14 protein-coding genes and 1 pseudogene are annotated in these 20,666 nt (G+C 71.2%); 7 read left to right on the top strand and 8 right to left on the bottom strand.

Annotated features, from left to right (window positions below):
• Positions 1 to 18: 18 nt before the first annotated feature.
• Positions 19 to 645: a TetR/AcrR family transcriptional regulator gene (locus LZ198_RS26910; protein ID WP_253974927.1), complete on the bottom strand. Its 627-nt coding sequence runs from the start codon at positions 643 to 645 to the stop codon at positions 19 to 21.
• Positions 646 to 786: 141 nt separating this feature from the next.
• On the opposite strand from LZ198_RS26910, the gene LZ198_RS26905 reads away from it, so the two are divergent.
• The 4 genes from LZ198_RS26905 to LZ198_RS26890 all read left to right on the top strand — a co-directional run bounded on the left by LZ198_RS26905 (position 787) and on the right by LZ198_RS26890 (position 7,171).
• A complete protein-coding gene (locus tag LZ198_RS26905; RefSeq protein WP_253974926.1) occupies positions 787 to 2,496 on the top strand; it encodes an acyclic terpene utilization AtuA family protein in 1,710 nt (569 codons plus the stop codon).
• 5 nt (positions 2,497 to 2,501) lie between these two features.
• Positions 2,502 to 4,118 (top strand): acyl-CoA carboxylase subunit beta, encoded by a 1,617-nt coding sequence (locus tag LZ198_RS26900; RefSeq protein ID WP_253974925.1) that lies wholly within the window; start codon positions 2,502 to 2,504, stop codon positions 4,116 to 4,118.
• A gap of 14 nt (positions 4,119 to 4,132) precedes the next feature.
• Positions 4,133 to 6,142, top strand: a complete 2,010-nt coding sequence (locus LZ198_RS26895; RefSeq protein WP_253974924.1) for an acetyl-CoA carboxylase biotin carboxylase subunit — start codon at positions 4,133 to 4,135, stop codon at positions 6,140 to 6,142.
• Between the two features lie 75 nt (positions 6,143 to 6,217).
• Entirely contained in the window at positions 6,218 to 7,171 is a 954-nt protein-coding gene (locus tag LZ198_RS26890) for a zinc-dependent alcohol dehydrogenase family protein (protein WP_253974923.1), read from the top strand.
• 7 nt (positions 7,172 to 7,178) lie between these two features.
• Here LZ198_RS26890 and LZ198_RS26885 read toward each other — a convergent pair whose 3' ends face one another.
• Positions 7,179 to 8,369 (bottom strand): MFS transporter, encoded by a 1,191-nt coding sequence (locus LZ198_RS26885; RefSeq protein ID WP_253974922.1) that lies wholly within the window; start codon positions 8,367 to 8,369, stop codon positions 7,179 to 7,181.
• Between the two features lie 194 nt (positions 8,370 to 8,563).
• On the opposite strand from LZ198_RS26885, the gene LZ198_RS26880 reads away from it, so the two are divergent.
• Complete coding sequence (locus LZ198_RS26880; protein ID WP_256559933.1) at positions 8,564 to 9,619, top strand: isopenicillin N synthase family dioxygenase; 1,056 nt, start codon at positions 8,564 to 8,566, stop codon at positions 9,617 to 9,619.
• Positions 9,620 to 9,643: 24 nt separating this feature from the next.
• Here LZ198_RS26880 and LZ198_RS26875 read toward each other — a convergent pair.
• The 4 genes and pseudogenes from LZ198_RS26875 to LZ198_RS26860 form a co-directional block, all read right to left on the bottom strand.
• Positions 9,644 to 9,778: pseudogene (locus LZ198_RS26875) on the bottom strand (NUDIX hydrolase); the annotation flags it as partial.
• 314 nt (positions 9,779 to 10,092) lie between these two features.
• The gene (locus tag LZ198_RS26870) at positions 10,093 to 10,467 is read right to left on the bottom strand and encodes a metal-sulfur cluster assembly factor (RefSeq protein WP_253974921.1); all 375 of its coding nucleotides are present in this window, start codon (positions 10,465 to 10,467) and stop codon (positions 10,093 to 10,095) included.
• Positions 10,467 to 11,540, bottom strand: a complete 1,074-nt coding sequence (locus LZ198_RS26865; RefSeq protein WP_253974920.1) for an amidohydrolase family protein — start codon at positions 11,538 to 11,540, stop codon at positions 10,467 to 10,469. Before LZ198_RS26865 ends, LZ198_RS26870 begins: the two co-directional genes overlap by 1 nt.
• Before the next feature lie 54 nt (positions 11,541 to 11,594).
• Complete coding sequence (locus LZ198_RS26860; protein WP_253974919.1) at positions 11,595 to 13,928, bottom strand: PAS domain S-box protein; 2,334 nt, start codon at positions 13,926 to 13,928, stop codon at positions 11,595 to 11,597.
• Positions 13,929 to 14,962: 1,034 nt separating this feature from the next.
• On the opposite strand from LZ198_RS26860, the gene LZ198_RS26855 reads away from it, so the two are divergent.
• Complete coding sequence (locus tag LZ198_RS26855; protein ID WP_253974918.1) at positions 14,963 to 16,438, top strand: M20/M25/M40 family metallo-hydrolase; 1,476 nt, start codon at positions 14,963 to 14,965, stop codon at positions 16,436 to 16,438.
• 55 nt (positions 16,439 to 16,493) lie between these two features.
• On the opposite strand, the gene LZ198_RS26850 is transcribed toward LZ198_RS26855, so the two are convergent.
• Complete coding sequence (locus tag LZ198_RS26850; RefSeq protein ID WP_253974917.1) at positions 16,494 to 17,210, bottom strand: TetR/AcrR family transcriptional regulator; 717 nt, start codon at positions 17,208 to 17,210, stop codon at positions 16,494 to 16,496.
• 110 nt (positions 17,211 to 17,320) lie between these two features.
• On the opposite strand from LZ198_RS26850, the gene LZ198_RS26845 reads away from it, so the two are divergent.
• Positions 17,321 to 18,910: an FAD-dependent oxidoreductase gene (locus tag LZ198_RS26845; RefSeq protein WP_253974916.1), complete on the top strand. Its 1,590-nt coding sequence runs from the start codon at positions 17,321 to 17,323 to the stop codon at positions 18,908 to 18,910.
• Positions 18,911 to 18,929: 19 nt separating this feature from the next.
• Here LZ198_RS26845 and LZ198_RS26840 read toward each other — a convergent pair whose 3' ends face one another.
• Positions 18,930 to 20,660, bottom strand: a complete 1,731-nt coding sequence (locus tag LZ198_RS26840; RefSeq protein ID WP_253974915.1) for an MDR family MFS transporter — start codon at positions 20,658 to 20,660, stop codon at positions 18,930 to 18,932.
• Positions 20,661 to 20,666: the final 6 nt, after the last annotated feature.

Raw genomic sequence — 20,666 nt, 5'->3', positions numbered from 1 at the left:
CACCCGGGGCCGTGCTGTTCAGTCCCCCGCCCTGCGGCCCCGCCGCGGACGCAGCGCGTCCTCCAGCGTCTCCGCCCAGCGGTGGAGGATCTTCTTCCGGCGCGCGCTGTCGTCCCTGAGCAGGTTCGCCAGCCCGAGCCCCCGAATCAAATCCAGCGTCGCCTGCACCAGCTCGCGCACGCCCGGCTCCCGGTCGTCCACCCCGAGCAACCCCACGGCGAGCCGGTGCATCTCCCGGCCCACCCGCGTCTCCACCGGCAACAGCTGCGCGTGCAGCTCCTTGTCCGTCTTCGCCGCCGTCCACAGCTGCGCGGCCACCACGAAGGTCCGCTGGGTATAGAAGTCCGCGAGCATGTGGAGGATGGTCTCCGTCCGCCCTCCGCCGGCCGGTAGCTGGGCGGCCCGGCGACGCAGCTCCTCCACCTGCTGGTGGCCGAAGTACTCCACGGCCGCCGCCACCAGGTCGCTGCGGGTGGGGAAGTGGTGCTGACACGCACCTCGGGACACGCCCGCTCGCTCGGCGATGACGGACATCGTCGCCCCCGTCCAGCCCAGCTCGGACAGGGCGCTGATGGCCGCCTCCATCAACCGCTGACGGGTGATGCGGCTGCGCTCCTGCTCCTGCCTCCCCGTGGCCTCGCTCACGGACCCAGCTTGTGAGGCAGCCTGGAAAAAAGCAAGCGCGCTTGCTTTTTTTGGACCTGCCTCCCAGACTCCCCGCATTCAGGCCGGACCTGGGGCTCCCATGCTCCGAGGGAGCGAGCGTCCTGGCCGAGTGGAGAGCGCATGAGCGAGTCCCCCCTCCGAATCGGCAACGCGTCGGGCTTCTACGGCGACCGGTTCTCGGCCGTCCGGGAGATGTTGGAAGGTGGTCGGCTGGATGTCCTCACCGGCGACTACCTGGCCGAGCTGACGATGTTGATTCTCGGCCGCGACCGGATGAAGGACCCGAACACCGGCTACGCGAAGACGTTCCTGAAGCAGATGGAGCAATGCCTCGGGTTGGCGCTCGACAAGAAGGTGAAGGTCGTCGTCAACGCGGGCGGCCTCAACCCCGCGGGCCTCGCCACGGCGCTGAGGGAGCTCAACGGCAAGCTCGGGTTGAAGGCGCGCATCGCGCACGTCGAGGGGGATGACCTCTCCGGCAGCACGGACGAGCTGGGCCTGGGCGCGCCGCTCACCGCGAACGCGTACCTGGGCGGCTGGGGCATCGCCGAGTGTCTGCGCGCGGGCGCGGACGTGGTCGTCACCGGCCGCGTGACGGACGCCTCGCTCGTGGTGGGCCCGGCCGCGGCGCACTTCGGCTGGAAGCGGGACGACTGGGACCAGCTCGCGGGCGCCATGGTGGCCGGCCACGTCCTGGAGTGCGGCACGCAGGCGACGGGCGGCAACTACTCCTTCTTCAAGGAGGTGGACGTGCGCCGCCCCGGCTTCCCGCTGGCGGACCTCTTCGCGGACGGCTCGTCCGTCATCTCCAAGCACGAGGGCACGGGCGGCGCGGTGACGGTGGACACGGTGCTCGCGCAGCTCGTCTATGAAATCACCGGGGCCCGGTACGCCGGGCCGGACGCGACGGCGCGCTTCGACTCCATCCAGCTCTCGCCGGACGGGAAGGACCGCGTGCGAATCACCGGCGTGAAGGGCGAGCCGCCGCCGCCCACGGTGAAGGTCTGTCTCAACAACCTGGGCGGCTACAAGAACGAGGCGACGTTCATCCTCGTGGGCCTCGACATCGAGGAGAAGGCGCGCCTCATCCGCGAGCAGTTGGAGGTGGCGCTCACCCGCAAGCCGAAGGAGGCGCACTGGACGCTGGTCCGCACGGACCGCGAGGACGCGGCCACGGAGGAGCAGGCCGCCGCCTTCCTGCGCGTGGTGGTGAAGGACCCGGACCCGAAGCTGGTGGGCCGCTCGTTCAGCGGCGCCGCGGTGGAGCTGGCGCTGGGCAGCTACCCGGGCTTCACCATGACGGCGCCCCCGTCGGACGGCGCGCCCTATGGCGTCTACACGCCGGCCTACGTGGACGCGAAGCGCGTGCCGCACGTCGCGGTGCTGCCGGACGAGACGCGCGTCGACATCGCGCCCACCGGGCAATCCCTGGCGTTGGCGCCGGTGGAGGCCCCCGCGCTGCCGGAGACGCCGGTGGAGGGCCCCACGCGACGGGTGCCGCTGGGGCGCGTCGTCGCGGCGCGCAGCGGTGACAAGGGCGGCATGGCGAACATCGGCGTGTGGGCGCGCACGGACGAGGCGTGGCGCTGGCTGGTGCGCACGCTCACGGCGGAGAAGGTGAAGGAGCTGCTGCCGGAGGCGGCGGCGTTCCCCGTCGAGCGACACGTGTTCCCGAAGCTGCGGGGGCTGAACTTCGTCATCGACGGCATCCTGGGTGAAGGCGTGTCGTCGTCCACGCGGTTCGACCCGCAGGGCAAGGCGCTGGGCGAGTGGCTGCGCTCGCGCCACATCGACGTTCCCGAGGCGTTGCTGCGCGAAGGAGAGGGGTGAGGTCCATGGCGAGAATCACATCGCGGGTCAACACGGGCTCCGAGGCCTTCCAGGCGCAGCGCGCGGACATGCTCGCGCGGCTGGGCGAGCTGCGGAACGTGGAGGCGAAGGTGCGCGCGACGGAGGAGAAGGCGCGCGAGAAGTTCCACAAGCGGGGCCAGCTGCTCCCGCGTGAGCGGCTGATGCTGCTGCTCGACCGGGGCTCGCCGTTCCTGGAGCTGTCCACCCTGTGCGGGTACGGCTACCACGACGACAACGACGGCTCGCTGGCGGGCGGCAACAGCATCGCGGGCATCGGCTACGTGTCCGGCGTGCGCTGCTTCGTCTTCGTGAACAACTCCGCCATCAAGGGTGGCACGGCGTCACCGTGGGGCGTGCAGAAGGCGCTGCGCGGCCAGGCCATCGCGCTCCAGAACAAGCTGCCCATGGTGTCGCTGGTGGAGAGCGGCGGCGCCAACCTGATGTACCAGCAGGAGATCTTCATCCCGGGCGGAGAGACCTTCTACAACCAGGCGCGGATGTCCGCGGCGGGCATCCCCCAAATCACGGTGGTGCACGGCTCCAGCACGGCGGGTGGCGCGTACCTGCCGGGCCTGTCCGACTACGTCGTCATGGTGAAGAAGAAGGCGAAGGTGTTCCTCGCCGGTCCGCCGCTGCTCAAGGCGGCGACGGGGGAGGTCGCCACCGACGAGGAGCTGGGCGGCGCGGAGATGCACGCCACCGTCGCGGGCACGGCGGACTACCTCGCGGAGGACGACGCGGACGCCATCCGCATGGCGCGTGAAATCGTGGGCAAGCTCGGCTGGAACGAGCGGCTCGCGGCCGACGCGAAGGCGCCCTACGCGGAGCCGCTCTACTCACCGGACGAGCTGGCCGGCGCCATCCCGCCGGACTACCGCAAGCCGTACGACTGCCGCGAAATCATCGCGCGCATCGTCGACGGCTCGGACTTCACGGGCTTCAAGGACGCCTATGACGCGCACACCGTCTGCGGGTGGGCGAGCCTCTATGGCGGGCCCATCGGCATCATCGGGAACAACGGCCCCATCAGTCCTCGCGGCGCGACGAAGGCGGCGCAGTTCATCCAGTTGTGCTGCCAGTCGGGCACGCCCATCCTGTACCTGCAGAACACCACGGGCTACCTGGTGGGCTCGCAGCCGGAGCAGGGCGGCATCGTCAAGCACGGCTCGAAGATGATTCAGGCGGTGGCCAACGCCACGGTGCCGCAGGTGACGCTGCTGGTGGGCGGCTCGTTCGGCGCGGGCACGTATGGCATGTGCGGCCGGCCGTTCCACCCGCGCTTCATCTTCGCGTGGCCCAACGCGCGCACGGCGGTCATGGGCGGCGAGCAGGCGGCGAAGGTGATGGCCATCGTCTTCGGGGAGAAGCTGGCGCGCGGCGGGGAGACGGTGGACGAGGAGGCCATCCGCGCCTTCACCCAGCCCATCGTCGAGCAGTTCGACAAGGAGTCGCACCCGTTCAACGCGTCCGCGCGCCTGTTCGACGACGGCATCATCGACCCGCGCGACACGCGGCGGGTGCTCGGGTTCGCGTTCTCCATCTGTCGCGAGGCGGGGCGTCGGCAGGTCAACCCCAACACCTTCGGCGTGGCACGCCTGTGAGAGGAGCGGACGGGATGGAGCGTTTCAGCAAGGTCCTGGTCGCCAACCGCGGTGAGATCGCCGTCCGGGTGATGCGCACCTGCAAGCGGCTGGGCTACCGGACGGTGGCGGTGTTCTCCGAGGCGGACCGCGCGGCCCCGCACGTGCTCGCGGCGGACGAGGCGGTGCCCATCGGCCCGTCGCCCGCGAAGGAGTCCTACCTCGTCATCGAGAAGCTCATCGCGGCGGCGAAGTCGGTGGGGGCGCAGGCCATCCACCCGGGCTACGGCTTCCTCTCGGAGAACGCGGCCTTCTCGCGCGCGTGCAAGGATGCGGGGCTGGTCTTCATCGGCCCGGACCCGGAGGCCGTCACCCTGATGGGCAACAAGCGGCAGGCCAAGCTGCGCATGATTGCCGCGGGGGTGCCCTGCATCCCCGGCTACGAGGCCTCCGACGCGGACGACGCCACGCTCGCGAAGGAGGGTGAGCGCATCGGCTTCCCGCTGATGGTGAAGGCGGCGGCCGGCGGTGGTGGGCGCGGCATGCGGCTCGTCCACGAGCCCGCGCAGCTCGCCCCGGCGCTGCGCGCTGCGCGCTCGGAGGCGACGAACGCGTTCGGCAGCGGCGAGCTCATCCTGGAGCGCGCCGTGGTCAACGCGCGGCACGTGGAGATCCAAGTCTTCGCGGACGAGCACGGCAACGCCGTCCACCTGGGCGAGCGCGACTGCTCCGTGCAGCGGCGTCACCAGAAGATCGTCGAGGAGAGCCCATCGCCCGCGGTGGACGCGGAGCTGCGCGAGCGCATGGGCCAGGTGGCCGTGACGGCGGCGAAGGCCATCGCCTACAAGGGCGCGGGCACCATCGAGTTCCTGCTCGCGCCCGACGGCGCGTTCTACTTCATGGAGATGAACACGCGTCTCCAGGTGGAGCACCCGGTCACCGAGCAGATTACCGGCCTGGACCTGGTGGAGTGGCAGTTGCGCGTCGCCTCGGGCGAGGAGCTGCCGCGCGCGCAGAAGGACATCACCTGGACGGGGCACGCCATCGAGGTGCGCCTGTGCGCGGAGGACCCGGCGAACAACTACGCGCCGCAGGCGGGCCGGCTGTCCGCGTGGCGACTGCCGTCGCGCGAGGGGCTGCGCATCGACCACGGCGTGCGCGAGGGGCAGGACATCCCGCCCTTCTACGACTCGATGCAGGCGAAGGTGATTGCGTATGGCGCGGACCGCGAGCTGGCGCGCCGGCGGCTGGTGGAGTCGCTGCACGAGCTGACCGTGTTCGGCGTCACCACGAACAAGGACCTGCTGCTGCACGTCCTGGAGAACGCGGCGTTCCGCTCGGGCGCCTACGACACGGGCTTCATCGGCAAGCACGCGGACGCGGCGACGCTGGAGCGGCTGTACCAGCCCTCGACGAAGGAGCGCGCGCTGGCGGGCGCCGCGCTGCACCACGCGGAGGCGCAGTCGCTGGTGCGCGAGGCGGGGCTCGACGCCTCGTGGGTGAACTGGAACACGGCCCACGCGCACGCCGTCCAGTTGAAGCTCGAGGACCGGACGGGCGAGTCGAAGGTCTCCGTGCGTCCGGTGTCGACCGCGCGCTACGAGGTCTCCGTGGGCGGTGAGACGTACGACCTGGCCGTGCTGGGCATGGCGGAGGGCGTGCTCGACTACACCGTGGCGGGGACGCGCGAGAAGGCGCGGTGTCTCCACGAGGGCAGCGCGCTCTGGCTGGACCTGGGTGGGGGTGCGCGGCACTTCACGGACGTGACGTTCCGTCCCCCCGTGGGCGCGGACGGGGCGGGCACGGGCCGACTGCTCGCGCCGATGGACGGCCGCATCCTCCGCGTGGACACGAAGCCCGGGGCCACGGTGAAGCCGGGTGACGTCCTCGTCGTGCTGGAGGCGATGAAGATGGAGTTCCAGCTCATCGCGGACATCCCGGGCGTGGTCGAGGCCGTCAACGCGACCGTCGGCGGGCAGGTGTCCGCGAAGCAGCTGCTCGTCGAGCTGAAGCCGGAGGCGAAGCCCAAGAGCGCCGAGGGCTGAGCGGGTGTTGGACCATCGACGCTCGCGGCCTCCTTGGCTTGCGAGCGTCGAGGGGGGTCGATTAGCCCCTCGGGCATGCGCGCCATCGTTCTGCCCCGCTTCGGCGGGCCCGAGTCGTTCCAGGCCCAGGACCTCCCCGCTCCCTCGCCCGGCCCCGGACAGGTGCTCGTCCGGGTCGTCACTTCAGGGACCAACCCCGTCGACGCGAAGCTCCGCCACGACGGCACCTGGGCGGGCCTGAAGCCTCCGGTCGTCCTGGGCTACGACGCGTCGGGCGTGGTGGAGCAGGTGGGTCCGGGCGTCACCGACTTCAAGGCGGGCGACGAGGTCTTCTACACGCCGGAGATCTTCGGCAACCCGCTGGGCACGTACGCGGAGCTGAACGTCGTGGGGGTGGACATCGTCGCGCGCAAGCCGCCGAGCCTCTCGCACGAGGAGGCCGCCGCCGTCCCGCTCGCGGGTGGCACCGCGTGGGACGCGGTGGTGCGGAGGCTCCAGGTCCGCGTGGGCGAGACGGTGCTCATCCACGGTGGCGCGGGAGGCGTGGGCACGTTCGCGGTGCAGATCGCCAAGGCGGTGGGCGCGCGGGTGCTGGCGACGTCGGGGCCGGCGAACCTGGAGTTGCTGCGCAAGCTGGGCGCGGACGTGGCCATCGACTACCAGCAGGAGGACGTGCCGAAGCGCGTCCTGCGCGAGACGGACGGGCAGGGCGTGGACGCCGTCTTCGACACGGTGGGGAGGAACATCATCCCCAGCATCCCCGTGACGCGTCGACACGGGCGGCTCGCCACCATCCTCGACGTGGTGGGGGACGTGAGCGGGCTGTATCCGCGCAACCAGACGTTGCATGGCGTCTTCCTCGACCGGGAGCGGCGCAGGCTGGAGGAGCTGTCGGTGCTCCTCGAGCGCCGGCAGGTGCGCCCCGTCGTGGCGGAGGTGTTGCCGCTGGAGCGCGTGGGGGACGCGCACCGTCGGCTCGACTCGGGCCATGGGCGTGGCAAGGTCGTGCTGACGGTGTCGAAGCCGTAGCTGGGGCTCAGGGGCGGTTGCGCGCGAGCGCGAGGATGACGATGCCCGCGAAGGCCAGCGCCGCGCCCGCCGCGCAGACGCCCGTCCAGCCCGCGTGGGTCCACGCGGCGGTGCCGAGCCACGAGCCGGCGGCGCCGCCCGCGAAGTACGTCACCATGTAGAGGGTGTTGAGGCGGCTGCGCGCCTCGGGGCGCAGGGCGTAGACGCGCGTCTGGTTGGACAGGTGGTTGCCCTGCGCGCCCAGGTCGAGCAGCACCACGCCGAGGGCGATGCCCCACAGCCACGCGCCGAGCGGCCACATGAGGACGAAGGAGAGCAGCAGCACGCCCATGGCCAGCATGTTCATGCGCCGGCCGCCGTTCGCGTCCGAGTAGCGGCCGACGATGGGGGCGATGAGCGCGCCGACGACGCCCACCACGCCGAAGAGGCCGGCGACCTGCGGCCCGTAGTGTTGCGGCAGGCTCTGGAGGTAGAGCGCGAGCGTGGACCAGAAGACGCTGAACGCGCCGAAGGTGAGGGCGCCGAGCACCGAGTGCAGGCGCAGCACCGGTTCGGTCTTCACCAGGTGGACGAGCGAGCGCATCAGCTCCGGGTACGGCATGGAGGCCACGGCCGGCTGCGAGGGCAGGGTGAAGCGCAGCACCAGGGCGAGGACGAGCATCAGCCCGGCGCCGACCCAGAACATGGCGCGCCAGCCCAGGTGGGTGCCGACGAAGCCGGACGCGGTGCGCGACAGCAGGATGCCGATGAGCAGGCCGCTCATCACCATGCCGACGATGTGACCGCGTTGGGCGTCGGGCGCGAGGTGCGCGGCGAAGGGGATGATGAGCTGCGGGACGACGGTGGTGACGCCGATGAGGAAGCTGGCGAGGGTGAGCCACATCAGCGACGGCGCGAGCGCGGCGCCCACGAGCGCCAGGCTCACCAGCACGGTCATGGTGACGATGACGCGGCGGCGCTCCAGGCTGTCCCCGAGCGGGACGATGAACAGCATGCCCACCGCGTAGCCCACCTGGGTGAGCGTGGGCACGAGGCCGAGCGCGCTGCCCTCCGCGCCCAGCTCGCGGCCGATGTCTCCGAGCAGGGGCTGGTTGTAATAGAGGTTCGCGGCGGTGGCGCCGCAGGCGATGGCCATGAGCCACACGAGCCCGGAGCTCAGTGTGGCGTGAGGGGAGGGCGAGGGCGCTGGCGTCGACATGATGAGGCTCGGGCGCCCTCTCTCCCTCGACGTGAGGCAGGTGTCCAGGCCGGCGTGAGAGGTGACACGCCTGCCTGCCGTGGGTCATGGAGCCATCTTTTGGATGGCGTCACCTGGGCGCATGACCCGGAGGGCGCGCGGGCGGCGTGACGCGGCTCGCACGGACGGTCCGCGTGTCGGTGTACGCTCGGGGCATGGTCCGAGCCCCCCTCTCGTCCGGCAGCTTGTCCGACGGGGACGTGTCCTCGCTCTCGGGTGGACGCCTGCCTGTCATCGACATGTCCTCGCTCTTCGCGCGTGAGCGGACCGAGGCGCGCGAGCGGGTCGCGCGTGAAATCGAGCGGGCGTGTCGGGACACGGGGTTCTTCTATGTGTCGGGGCACGGCGTTTCGGAGTCGTTGCTGGACAGGCTGGAGCGTGTGAGCCGCCGCTTCTTCGCGTTGTCGCGCGAGGAGAAGGAGGCCATCGCGATGCCGAAGGGCGGCGCGGCGTGGCGGGGGTGGTTCCCGTTGGGTGGGGAGCTGACGTCGGGCAAGCCGGACCGCAAGGAGGGGTTGTACCTGGGCACGGAGCTGGGGCCCGAGCATCCGCGCGTGCGCGAGGGTTGGCCGTTGCATGGGGCGAACCTCTGGCCGGCGGAGGTGCCGGAGCTGCGGGACGTGGTGCTCGAGTACCTGTCCGTCGTCACGCGAGCGGGGCACGCGTTGATGGAGGGCGTGGCGCTGAGCCTGGGGTTGGAGGCGGACTACTTCGCGAAGACGTACACGGCGGACCCCACGGTGCTGTTCCGTGTCTTCCATTACCCGGCGGAGCCCGAGGAGGGAGAGGAGCGGTGGGGCGTGGGGGAGCACACGGACTATGGGTTGTTGACGCTGCTCGCGCAGGACGCGAACGGTGGGTTGCAGGTGAAGTCCCAGGGGGGCTGGGTGGAGGCGCCGCCCACTCCGGGGACGTTGGTGTGCAACATCGGGGACATGTTGGACCGGCTGACGGGAGGCTGGTACCGCTCGACGCCGCACCGGGTGAAGAACGTGAGCGGGAGGGATCGGCTCTCGTATCCGTTGTTCTTCGATCCAGACTTCGCGGCGGAGGTGCCCCCGCTGCCGCGCGTGCGCTCCACGGACGTGGATGAGGACCGCGCCCGCCGGTGGGACGGGGCGAGTGTCCACGCGTTCGAGGGGACGTACGGGGACTATCTGCTCGGCAAGGTGTCGAAGGTGTTCCCGCAGCTCGTGCGCAAGGTGCTGTAGCCCCGTGGCACAGGGAGCACCGTGTCAGGTCTCCTCGTCTGGGAGGAGCGCGCGGAGCAACTCGTCATCCGGGCCGAGGGGACGCCAGCCGGGAGGCGGTGGATTGGCGCGCAGTGCACGCGACACGTGTTTGGCGCGCTCCTTATGGGTGTCAGGGGATCGAGTCCACGTCGCGTCTGCTCCGTCTCACCGAGCTGCTCGCGGACCGCCACCACGCTGGCGAGGACCGCCTGTCGCGTCGCCCGCACCTCCTCCAACGCGACCCCGGCCCGTGCCGGTCCGCGCGAACCCGTTGGACTCGGGAACCGAGGCACAGCCCGCGCACCGCGCTCCCACGGCCAGCAGCACGACCCCAGCGCGCATCGACCACCCCCGGGAGGTCCACTCCTCCACCGTGCAGGATGCTCGCGGCCCGAGCTGATACAGCCGTGGGCCGGTGACGCGGACTTCCCGCCACCGGCTCACGGAATCCGTCAGGACCCGCTCGGGGCCTGGGCCTCCGCGCGCGGCAGCAGCCGCCCGCCGAGCATGGTGATGCGCCGCGCGGCCAGCCGCTCACGCGCGTCCGGGTGGATGTCGCCCGGCGTCCACTTCAAGTCCTGGTCGAACTCGACGTGCACGGCGTCGACGCCCGCCAATCCCTGGAGGCGCTGCTCGATTTCGCGCATGAAGTACGCGGCCATCATGCACATGGGCGAGGTGATGTGCATGCGCACCGTCACCTTCCCCTCGTGCGTCGTGAGCGACTCGATGAGGCCCATCTCCCCGATGCCCAGCGGTACGCCCGTCGCCAGGCTGCACGGGTCGGGGATCGACTGGATGCGCTCGCGCAGCTCCTGCTCGGTCATCACCGCGCCTCCGGCTGGTAGCTGTACGGGGTGATGCCCCCCAGCGCCTTCTTCCGCGAGAACGCGTCGCCGGCGATGCGCTCCTTGACCTTCTCCACGTCGATGCCGGCGTAGCGCGCGTAGTTGTCGCAGAGGATCATCCGCTTCACCTCCGGCGTCACCTGCATGCCGGCCACCTGCACCAGCTCGTCCGGCAGTTGGAAGTCGTGCCAGAACTTGTGGATGGCCGGCTGCGGGTGGCTGAACACCGTGCCGGAGCCCCACATGATCTTCGCCGGGCCCGCCCACTTGAGCAGCGCGGCCAGCGACTCCGCGAACCAGCGCTCGCGCTTCACCAGCAGCGCGCCGGTGACCTCCAGGTTCACGTACACGTTGGGGAACAGCGAGAGCTGCATCCCCGTCTCGTCCAGGAACGCCATGCCGCCGTGGACGATTTCGAAGTTCAGGTCCGGGAACGCATCCGCCGCCCCGCCGATGTCGTCGACCTTGTACGCCTCCAGCGGCACCGCCCCCATGGGCAGGCCCTTGTGCACCGCGATGTTCCGGATGCCCAGCTTGCGCGCCCGCTCGAACAGCGGGAACGCGATGCTCGGGTCATCCATCCGCCAGCCGGTGTGCTTGAAGGACTCGCCCAGCCACGCCGCCGGGTAGAGCTTCAGCCCCACGGGCTGGAGCTCCTCCACCTGCCGGTCCAGGTCGTCCAGCGCCGCCGTGCCGCGCAGCGGGTCCACGCCCGCGTACACCAGGAACCGGTCCGGATAGCGCTTCTTGATGTCGACCGTCTTCTCGTACGAGCACAGCCCGTCCGAGTACAGCGTCTGCAACGGCAGCACGTGGTGGACCGCCAGGTCCACGTCGCTCTCCACGAAGAGGATGTGCGCCAGCTCGTCCACCGACCAGTTCTTCAGGAAGCGCTCGGGCTGGGCCACGCGGTGCGTGTCGCCGGAGAGCCCGGAGTGCAGCCCGAAGATGAGCTGCGCCAGGGACTCGGCGTACCTCCCGGCGCGATAGTTGGACGGGTGCAGGTTGTACGCGTGTGTTACCGCATCGATGACGAATCCGCCGCCAATCACCAGTCGACTCCCTTTTCGTGCGCGCCGGACCATCCAGCGCGGTGATGCACTGCCTCACGCCGGCGGCATGTCCGTGGACTCCACCGCCAGCACCTCTCCGACGATCTGCTGGATCATCTGCGCGTCGAACGGCTTCTCGATGCGCGGGTTGGGCACGCGCTCCAGGAACTGCCGCGCCCGCGCCGTGTACGAACCGCCCGTGATGAAGATGAAGCGCAGCCCCAGGCCGGGCTCCCGCTCGCGCACCCGCTCGTAGACGTCCATGCCGGTGATGCCCGGCATCATCAGGTCGCAGAAGATGGCGTCGAACTCCGCCCCGCTCGCCAGCTTGAGCAGGGCCTCCTCGCCGCTGCCCACCACCGTCACGTGGTGCCGCTTGCCGATGATGCGCGCCAGCGAGCGCCCCACCGCGGGCTCGTCGTCGATGACCAGCATCCGCCCGCTGCGCTCGGACGAGGGCAGGGGCGCCGCCGGCACCTCGCGCACCGGCGCGTTCGGCGGCGCGGGCGGCAGCGTCACCGTGAACGTCGTCCCCTGGCCCGGCTCGCTGTTCACGGTGATGTCGCCGCCCAGCCCCTTGATGATGCCGTGGCAGATGGACAGCCCCAGCCCCGTGCCCGCGCCCACCGCCTTCGTGGTGAAGAACGGGTCGAAGATGCGCGCCATGACGCTGGGGGGCATGCCGGAGCCCGTGTCGCTCACGTCCACCGCCACGCCCCCCGCGGGCGTGGGCCGCACCCAGAGCGTCACGCGGTGGCGCGCCGGGTCCCCCTCGGGGATGGCCTGCGCCGCGTTCACCACCAGGTTGAGGAACACCTGCCCCAGCCGCGACGCGTCCGCGTACACCGGTGGCACGGACTCGTACTGCTTGATGACCTGCGCGCGCGGCTTCATCTCGCTGGAGGCCAGCTTGAGCGAGAACTCGAGCGACTCGCGCACGTCGAGCAGCTCGCGCCGCTCCTCCTCCTGGCGGGAGATGTACTTCAAATCCCTCACGATGTTGCGCACCCGCGTGGCGCCCTCGTGCGCCTCGCGCAGCAGGTCCACCGTGTCCTTGAGCGACATGGACCAGTTGGGCGCGATGTCCCCGTCCGGCAGCGTGCGGCCCAGCTCCCCGCCCAGCCGGTGGATGGACTCCATCGCCGAGTCGAGGTTCGCCAGCACGTACGTCAACGGGTTGTTGATTTCGTGCCCCACGCCCGCCGCGAGCGTGCCCGCCAGCACCATGCGGTCCGACTGGAGCAGCTGCGCCTGCATGCGCTTGCGCTCGGTGATGTCGCGCGCCATCACCACCACCGCGCCCACGCCGTCGAAGTCCACCGGCAGGCCCGCGCTCTCCGCGTCGAACCAGGTGCCGTCGCGGCGCATGTAGCGAATCTCGCGCAGCGGGGCCAGCTCACCCCGCGCCACCACCGCGTGCACGCGCTGGCGCACCATGTCCAGGTCGTCCGGATGGACGATGCTCCAGATGGGCCGGCCGATCAGCTCGCTGGCGTGGTCGTACCGCAGCGCCTTGAGCAGCGTGGGGTTGACGTAGATGAAGCGCTGGTCGCGGTGGACGAAGATGACCTCCGGCGCCGCCTCGATGAGCTTGCGGAAGCTCTGCTCGGAGCGGTGCAGCGCCTCCTCCGTGCGCTTGCGCTCCGTGACGTCCTCGAACGCGAACAGCCGGAAGCGCGACTCGTCGCCCCGTGTCCCCATGGGCGTGGACAGCCGGCGCAGGGTGCGGCCGTTGGCCAGCACCGCCTCGTCCCCGTGCAGCGGCGGCGGCGCGTCTCCCGTCAGGGGATGGAGCCGGAGGAACTGGGCCGCCTCGCCGGCGCGCAGGCACTGCCGCAGCACCTCCTCGTGCGACAACACGCCCCGCCGCAGCGACTCCTCCAACGACTCGATGCCCCAGAGCTGGCAGAAGCGACGGTTGGCGTAGAGCACCGTACCCGTGCGCACATCCACCACGTAGAGGCCCAGCGGCAGGCTGTCGCTCATGGCCCAGGGCGGGTCGAGCGACTCGGTGGCCTCCGCGTTCGTGCGCAGCTTCTCCTGCACGGGCGTGGACTCCATCCGCCGCGCCGTGCAGTAGAGCGGCCCGCCCACCGCGGAGCCGGCCACGCTCCACGCCAGCCACGCCCACGTGCCGTCCCGGCAGCGCCACCGGAACGACAGGCGCGTGTTCCCCGGCGCGTGCAGCAGCGCCTCCAGCCGCGCGTCCACCGTCGCCAGGTCCTCGGGGTGGATGAAGGAGCGGTAGCCCTCGCCCTTGAGCTCCACGGGTGTCCAGCCCACCGTCGCGCCCCAGGCGGGGTTCGCCTCCAGGATGCGTCCGTGGCTGCCCAGCACGACGAACATCTCGGTGGACAGCTCGAAGAAGCGATGCGCCCACAGCTCCATCAGCATTGCTTTCCTTCGAAGCCCGGGGCTCACGTCGTCACGGCCAGGAGGGGCGGGCCATGCCACGTAGCGGTGTTTGACGGAGACAAACTCGCCTTCCCGGACATAGACACCATTTCAGGAAAAAATGCATGTCCGTAATGGCACCGCCGCGGGTGACGAGAGGGCGGTGTGCTCGCTGGCATGGTGGGCAACCACGGCGTGCATGTCTGATGAAAGGCGCGGCCAATCCCTGGCGGACGTTCGCGCCGAGGACCCGTGTCGAGGCCGGGTGAAGCGAGCACTCCCTCGGGGGCGGGCAGCTCCTCCGCTCCCACGGTGAGGCTCCATGCACCCATGTCCTGACAACGTGCCCCGGCGAAGGAAGTCTTGTCGCTCGCGCGAAGAAGGTGTCTTCACGCGTGAGTCGAAAGGGTGGGTGCGAATCCACCGCGCGCCCGCGTGGTGGAGGAGAGGCTTCGGCGTTTGTCTGCCGTTGGCTCGGCCCGACTCCAGGACGCGCGGCGTGACGTGGAGCCCACGGCCGGGCCATGCAATGCCTCGCGTGGGCGCGCCCCACCTCCGGGAGGCCTACCCGAGGGAGGGGTTCGGCGCGGCGAGGCGGGCCGCTCCGGCCGTCATGAGAGTCTTTTGCGTCGTCCCCAGGTCCCATTCCAAAGTGCCCGCACCGGGTCGAATTGTTCAGTCGGGACGGAAAATTGAACCGTTTTCAGCGGAAAATTGTTCGGTTGTACGCTGAGTGAGGTACCGGGCTTGACGGCCTTGCGAATGATCTTCAACATGCCCGGCACGTTTCCTCCCAAAGAGTGAGACGCAGCGGCGGTATTGCCTCCCCCAAAAGCGATTCCGCCGTATGAAGTCCCAGTTGAGCCCCGCGCGCCGCGTTCCCCCTCTCGGCGCGCGGTGGCCCCTGGGATTCCCCGCCTCCCCGCCACCCGAGCAGCCGTCCCGACCCCGCACCTCGCGTGGAGACCATCGCGCTTGCGACGTGCGGGGGTGGGGCGGAGAGTGGGCGCCCCTTCTGGAGGTTGCCCGTGTCCGTCTCCGCCCTGGTCTTCTCCTCGTCCCTCGCGCTGAAGCTCCTGTCGGGCGCGGCGCCCGCGTCCGCGAAGTCCGCTCCGGCGGCGAAGCCGGCGGTGGTGCCGCTGTCCGTGTCGGAGAAGCTGGTGGGGCCCGCGCTCACGGAGGGGCACGCGTACGCGCGGCTCGCGGAGCTGACGGATGGGATTGGCCCGCGCCTGTCGGGGTCGGAGGGCGCGGCGGCGGCGGTGCAGTGGGCGCTGCGCTCCTTCCAGGCGGACGGGGTGAAGGCGTGGACGGAGTCGGTGAAGGTGCCGCACTGGGTGCGCGGCGAGGAGCGCGGCGAGGTGCTGGCGTCGGACACCACGCGCGGGCACCCGCTGTTCCTGCTGGCGCTGGGGGGCAGCCCGCCCACGGCGCCGGAGGGGCTGACGGCGGAGGTGGTGGAGGTGTCGTCGCTGGAGGCGCTGACGGCGCTGGGTGACGCGGTGAAGGGGAAGATCGTCTTCTTCAACCACACCATGGCGGTGGCGGCGGACTACGGGCGCTTCGCGGGCATCCGGGGTCGGGGCCCGGCGCAGGCGGCGAAGCAGGGCGCGGTGGGCGCGCTGGTGCGCTCGCTGGCCACCGCGTCGCTGCGCACGCCGCACACGGGCAGCACGCGCTTCGAGGAGGGCGGGCCCACCGTCCCCGCCGCGTCGGTGACGACGGAGGACGCGGAGCTGCTCCACCGGCTGGTGGCGGCCGGGCCGGTGCGCGTGAAGATGGTGCTGGGCTGCTCGGAGCTGCCGGACGCGGACTCGCACAACGTGGTGGCGGAGATTCGCGGCCGGGAGAAGCCGGACGAGGTGGTGCTGATTGGCGCGCACCTGGACTCGTGGGACGTGGGCACGGGCGCGCACGACGACGGCGCGGGCGTGGTGATGGTGATGGAGGCGGCGCGGCTGCTCAAGAAGCTGCCGCAGGCGCCCCGGCGCACGGTGCGCGTGGTGCTCTACATGAACGAGGAGAACGGCCTGGCGGGTGGCCGCGCGTACGCGCAGGCGCACGCCGCCGAGCTGCCCAGGCACGTGGCCGCCATGGAGATGGACTCCGGCGGCGGTCGACCCGTGGGCGTGAGCGTGCGCGCGGGCACGGGGGCGCAGGACGCGCTGCGGCCCTGGCTGCCGCCGCTGGTGGCGCTGGGCGCGGCGAACTTCTCCACGCGCGAGGCGGGGGGCGCGGACATCAGCCCGCTGCTGCCGGCGCGGGTGCCCTTCTTCGGCGTGGAGGTGGACGCGAGCCGCTACTTCGACGTGCACCACACGCACGCGGACACGCTCGACAAGGTGGACCCGCAGGACCTGGCGCGCAGCACCGCCGCGGTGGCGTGGGTGACGTACGCGCTGGCGGAGATGCCGCAGACGCTCGTGCGCCCGGAGGCGCCCGCGACGCCGTTCCCCGTCGCGCCCCCCGCGCCCACGCCGCCGAAGTCCGCGGCGGGGCACTGAGGACGCTCGGGTTCCCGGCGCGTGACGGTCCGCGCCGGGCAGGGGCCATGAACGTTCAGCGCCCCAGGCGGGCCGCGATGCCGTCGAGCACGCAGTCCAGGCCCCGCTCGAACACGACGTCGGCGGAGGGGTGGGTCGCGTCGCGGACCACCTGGGCCAGCATGGGGAAGCGGCCGGTGGAGATCATCCGCTGGATGTAGGGCCCGGAGACGGCCTCCCACTCCGCCTGGTTCATGCCGCGCTCGAGCTTGCTGGCCTCGTTGCGCAGGGCGCCGAGCACGTACGCGTCGACGGTGCCCACCGCGAGCATCACCGAGTCGATGTGCTCGAACCCCGGCGCGCCGCTCAGCGCGGCGAAGGTCGCCTCGACGTGCGCGAGCACGTGGGGCCCCAGGTGGGGACGCCCTCCCAGCAGGTCGATGAACCAGGCGTGCCGCTTCGCCGCGCGCCGCGTCCGCTGGGCCATGGCGCTCAGGGCCCGTCGCCAGTCCCCCGTCAGCGGACCCTCGGACGCCATCTCGCCGTACACCGCGTCCACCATCAGCTCCAGCAGCTCTTCCTTGCTGGAGAGGTAGCCGTACAGCCGCATGGGGCCCGCATCCAGCGAGGCGCCCACCTTGCGCAGCGACACCGCGGCCAACCCGTCCGCGTCCGCGAGCGCGATGGCCGCCCGGACGATCTGCTCCCGGCTCAGCGGCTCCGGCGCGGGTCGGCTGGCGGGCTCCGGACGCTCCCAGACGAGGCGTGCCTCCAGCTTCTCTCGGTCGCTCATGTGTCCTGGCCTCTTGCCCCTTCCCCTACGCCGTTGACAACACGTGGGGCCGTCATTACGTCGTATCGTACTTTACACCGTATCGGTCGGTTCGGCGTATCGGAGATACCATGTCAGCGGAATCCAAGTCGGTTCTTGTGGTGGGAGGTGGGTTGGTGGGGTTGTCGGCGGCGTTGTTCCTGGCCTGGAGGGGGGTGCCGGTGGTGCTGGTCGAGCGGCACCCCGGCAGCTCGCCGCATCCGAGGGCCATCGGCTACACGCCCCGGACGATGGAGCTGCTGCGGGCGGTGGGGCTGGGGGACCGGGTGCCGCAGGCGCCGGAGTCGTTCCAACTGCGCCGGGTCCGGGTGGAGAGCCTGGCGGGGGCGTGGTTCGAGGAGAGCCACTGGACGCCTCCGAAAGAGGTGGTGGCGCCGCGTGACGACTCACCGTGCCGGGGGGCCGCGGTGGCGCAGGACCGGCTGGAGCCCATCCTCCGCGACGGGGCCGCGGCGCTGGGGGCGGACATCCGGCTGCGGACGGAGCTGGTGCGCTTCGAGCAGGACGCGGACGGGGTGACGGCGTGGCTGCGGGGTCCGGAGGGCGAGGAGTCGCGCCTGCGGGCGGCGTACATGGTCGCGGCGGACGGTCACCGCAGCCGGGTGCGGGATGCGCTGGGCGTCGGGCGGAGCGGGCGGGGCCACATCCGCACCGTGCGCAGCGTGTTGTTCCGGGCGCCGCTCGAGGAGTACCTGCGCCAGGGCGTGACGCAGTTCGAGGTGCGCCAGCCCGGGTTCGAGGCGTTCCTCACGACATACGGGGATGGTCGCTGGGTGCTCATCTTCTCCGACGACACCGAGCGCGATGACGCGACGCTGCTCGCGCTGGTGCACCGGGCGGTGGGCAGGACGGACCTGCCGGTGGAGCTCATCACCACCGGGCGTTGGGAGATGAGCGCGCTCATCGCGGACCGGTTCTCGTCCGGGCGGGTGTTCCTGGCGGGCGACGCGGCGCACACGCTGCCGCCCAGCCGTGGTGGGTATGGCGCGAACACGGGGATCGATGACGCGCACAACCTCGCGTGGAAGCTGGCCGCGGTCCTCGCGGGCACCTCGTCCCCGCTGCTGCTCGACACGTACGACGCGGAGCGACGCCCCATCGCGTGGCTGCGGCACGACCAGATCTTCGCGCGCGCCGACTACAAGGCGGACGCGGCGGGGACGTCGAAGGGGGTGGCCGTCATCGACGACGAGGCGATGGAGTTCGGGCAGCTCTACCGCTCCACGGCGGTGCTGGGCGCGGACGCGTCGCTGCCTCCCGCGCGGCGACCCGAGGAGTGGGCGGGACAGCCGGGGACACGCGCGCCGCATGCCTGGGTGACCGTGGGCGAGGCGAGGGTCTCCACGCTCGATGTGTTCCAGCGCGGCTGGGTGCTCCTCGCGGACGGCGAGGCGTGGAGCGCGGCGGCGGCGGATGTGGCCCGGACGTCCGGGGTCGCGCTGGAGTGCCTGCGCATCGGGGGGCACGTGCGGCCCTCGGACATGGACGCGTTCCGGAAGCTGCTGGGCCTGGGGGTGGGAGGCGCGCTGTTGGTGCGGCCGGATGGCTACATCGCCTGGCGCTCGGTCGAGTTGCCCGAGGAGCCGAGGCATACGCTCGCCCATGCCTTGGCGGCGGTGTCCTCCGCCAGGCATCACGGCTCCTCATCCTCGCGGGCGTGAGGCGGGCGGGCACGGTGGCTCACTCGGGCGGAGGCTGGCGCCCCATCGTCCTGCGCAGGGGTTGCTCCGGAAGTCGCAGCGTCACGAGGAACGCGAGCAGGGCGATGACGATGGCGCTGCGGTACACGTTCTTCACGGCGCTCGTGAAGGACGCCTTCACCGCCTCGTCCGTCCGGTCCACGGCCTCCAGCGCCTGACGTTCACGCGCGTCCACGCTCGCTGTATCGCCCGTGTGTCGTCGCTCCGTCGCGAACTCCCGACGGACGCGCGCCTTCACGTCGTCCACCCGGAACGCGGCCTGCGCGTGGCCGCCCTCACCGCTCGCACCGGGGGCGGCCGATTCCAGCTCGCGCATCAACGTCGGGGGCAGTCCCTCCGTGGCCTGCGCCAGGCGCGCGCGCATCTGGTGCGCCAGCGTCGTCGAGAACACCGTGCCCAGCAGCGCCACGCCCAGCGTCATCCCCAACTGACGGAAGAACGTCGCCGCCGACGTGGCCACGCCGATCTGCTGCGGCGTCACCGCGTTCTGGATGGCCAGCGTGTAGAGCGGAATCGAGGGACCCAGACCCAACCCCACCAGCACCATCTTCACCGTCACCTCGGCTTGCGTGGCGTGCGTCGTCAGCGTGAAGCCCATCACCGCGAAGCCCACCATCAGCAGCACCTGCGCGCCGAGCATCAACGGCTTGTAGTGCCCCAGCCGCGTCACCAACTGTCCGCTCAACACGTTGCCCGCGACCACGCCCAACGTCAGCGGCGTCAGCGTCAGCCCGGAGTGCGTGGCCGACAGCCCCACCACGTTCACCATGAACAACGGCAGGAACACCACGCCCGACAGGAACACCGCGCCGATGATGAACACCGCCAGGTTCGCCACGCTGAAGGTCTTCAGCCGGAACAGCCGCAGGTCGAGGAGCGGCTCCTCCGCGCGCCGCTCGACGTGGAAGAACAGCGCCGCGCCCAGCGCCGCGACCGCGAACATCCCCAGGACCTGCCACGACCCCCAGGACCACCCGAAGCCATCCCGGACCTGTCCCGCCGTGCGCCCCAGGCTGAGCCCCAGCAGCAAGGGCACCACCGCGAGCGCCAGCGTCAGCGCGCCCGGCCAGTCCAGCCTCCCGTGCTCCGCGCCCTGGGGCCGCAGCTTCGGCATGCGCAGCAGCACCAGGGCCATCGCCATGGCGCCCACCGGCAGGTTGATGAAGAACACCCAGTGCCAGCCCCACCGGTCCGTGATGAAGCCGCCGGCCAACGGGCCCACCACGCTCGACAGGCCGAACACCGCGCCGAACAGGCCCTGGTACTTGCCGCGCTCCCGGGGCGGGAACAGGTCCGCCACCACCGCCAGCGAGCCGGTGAACAGCGCCGCGCTGCCCAGCCCCTGCACCGCGCGGAAGAGGATGAGCGTCACCGTCGACCGCGACACGCCGCACAGGAGGCTGCCCGAGAGGAACACGAGGATGCCCGCGGCCAGCACCGCCCGGCGGCCCAGCAGGTCCGACAGCTTCCCCCACACGGGCACCATCATCGTCGACGCCACGAGGTACGCCGTGGTGAGCCACGGGTAGAGCGACGGAGGGATGTGCAGGTCCGCCTGGATGGACGGCCCCGCCGTGGCCACGATGGTCTGGTCCAACGCCGCGAGCAGCAGCCCCAACAGCGCGCCCAGCAGCGTGAACACCTTCTGCGAGCGGGTGAACGCAGGGAAGGCGGCGGTCACGGCTTCGGGAGAGGTGGCGGGCGTGGCCATGTGTGG

Source organism: Myxococcus dinghuensis (assembly GCF_024198235.1).
GTDB lineage: Bacteria > Myxococcota > Myxococcia > Myxococcales > Myxococcaceae > Myxococcus > Myxococcus dinghuensis.
This window is presented reverse-complemented; position numbering and strand designations above follow the sequence as displayed.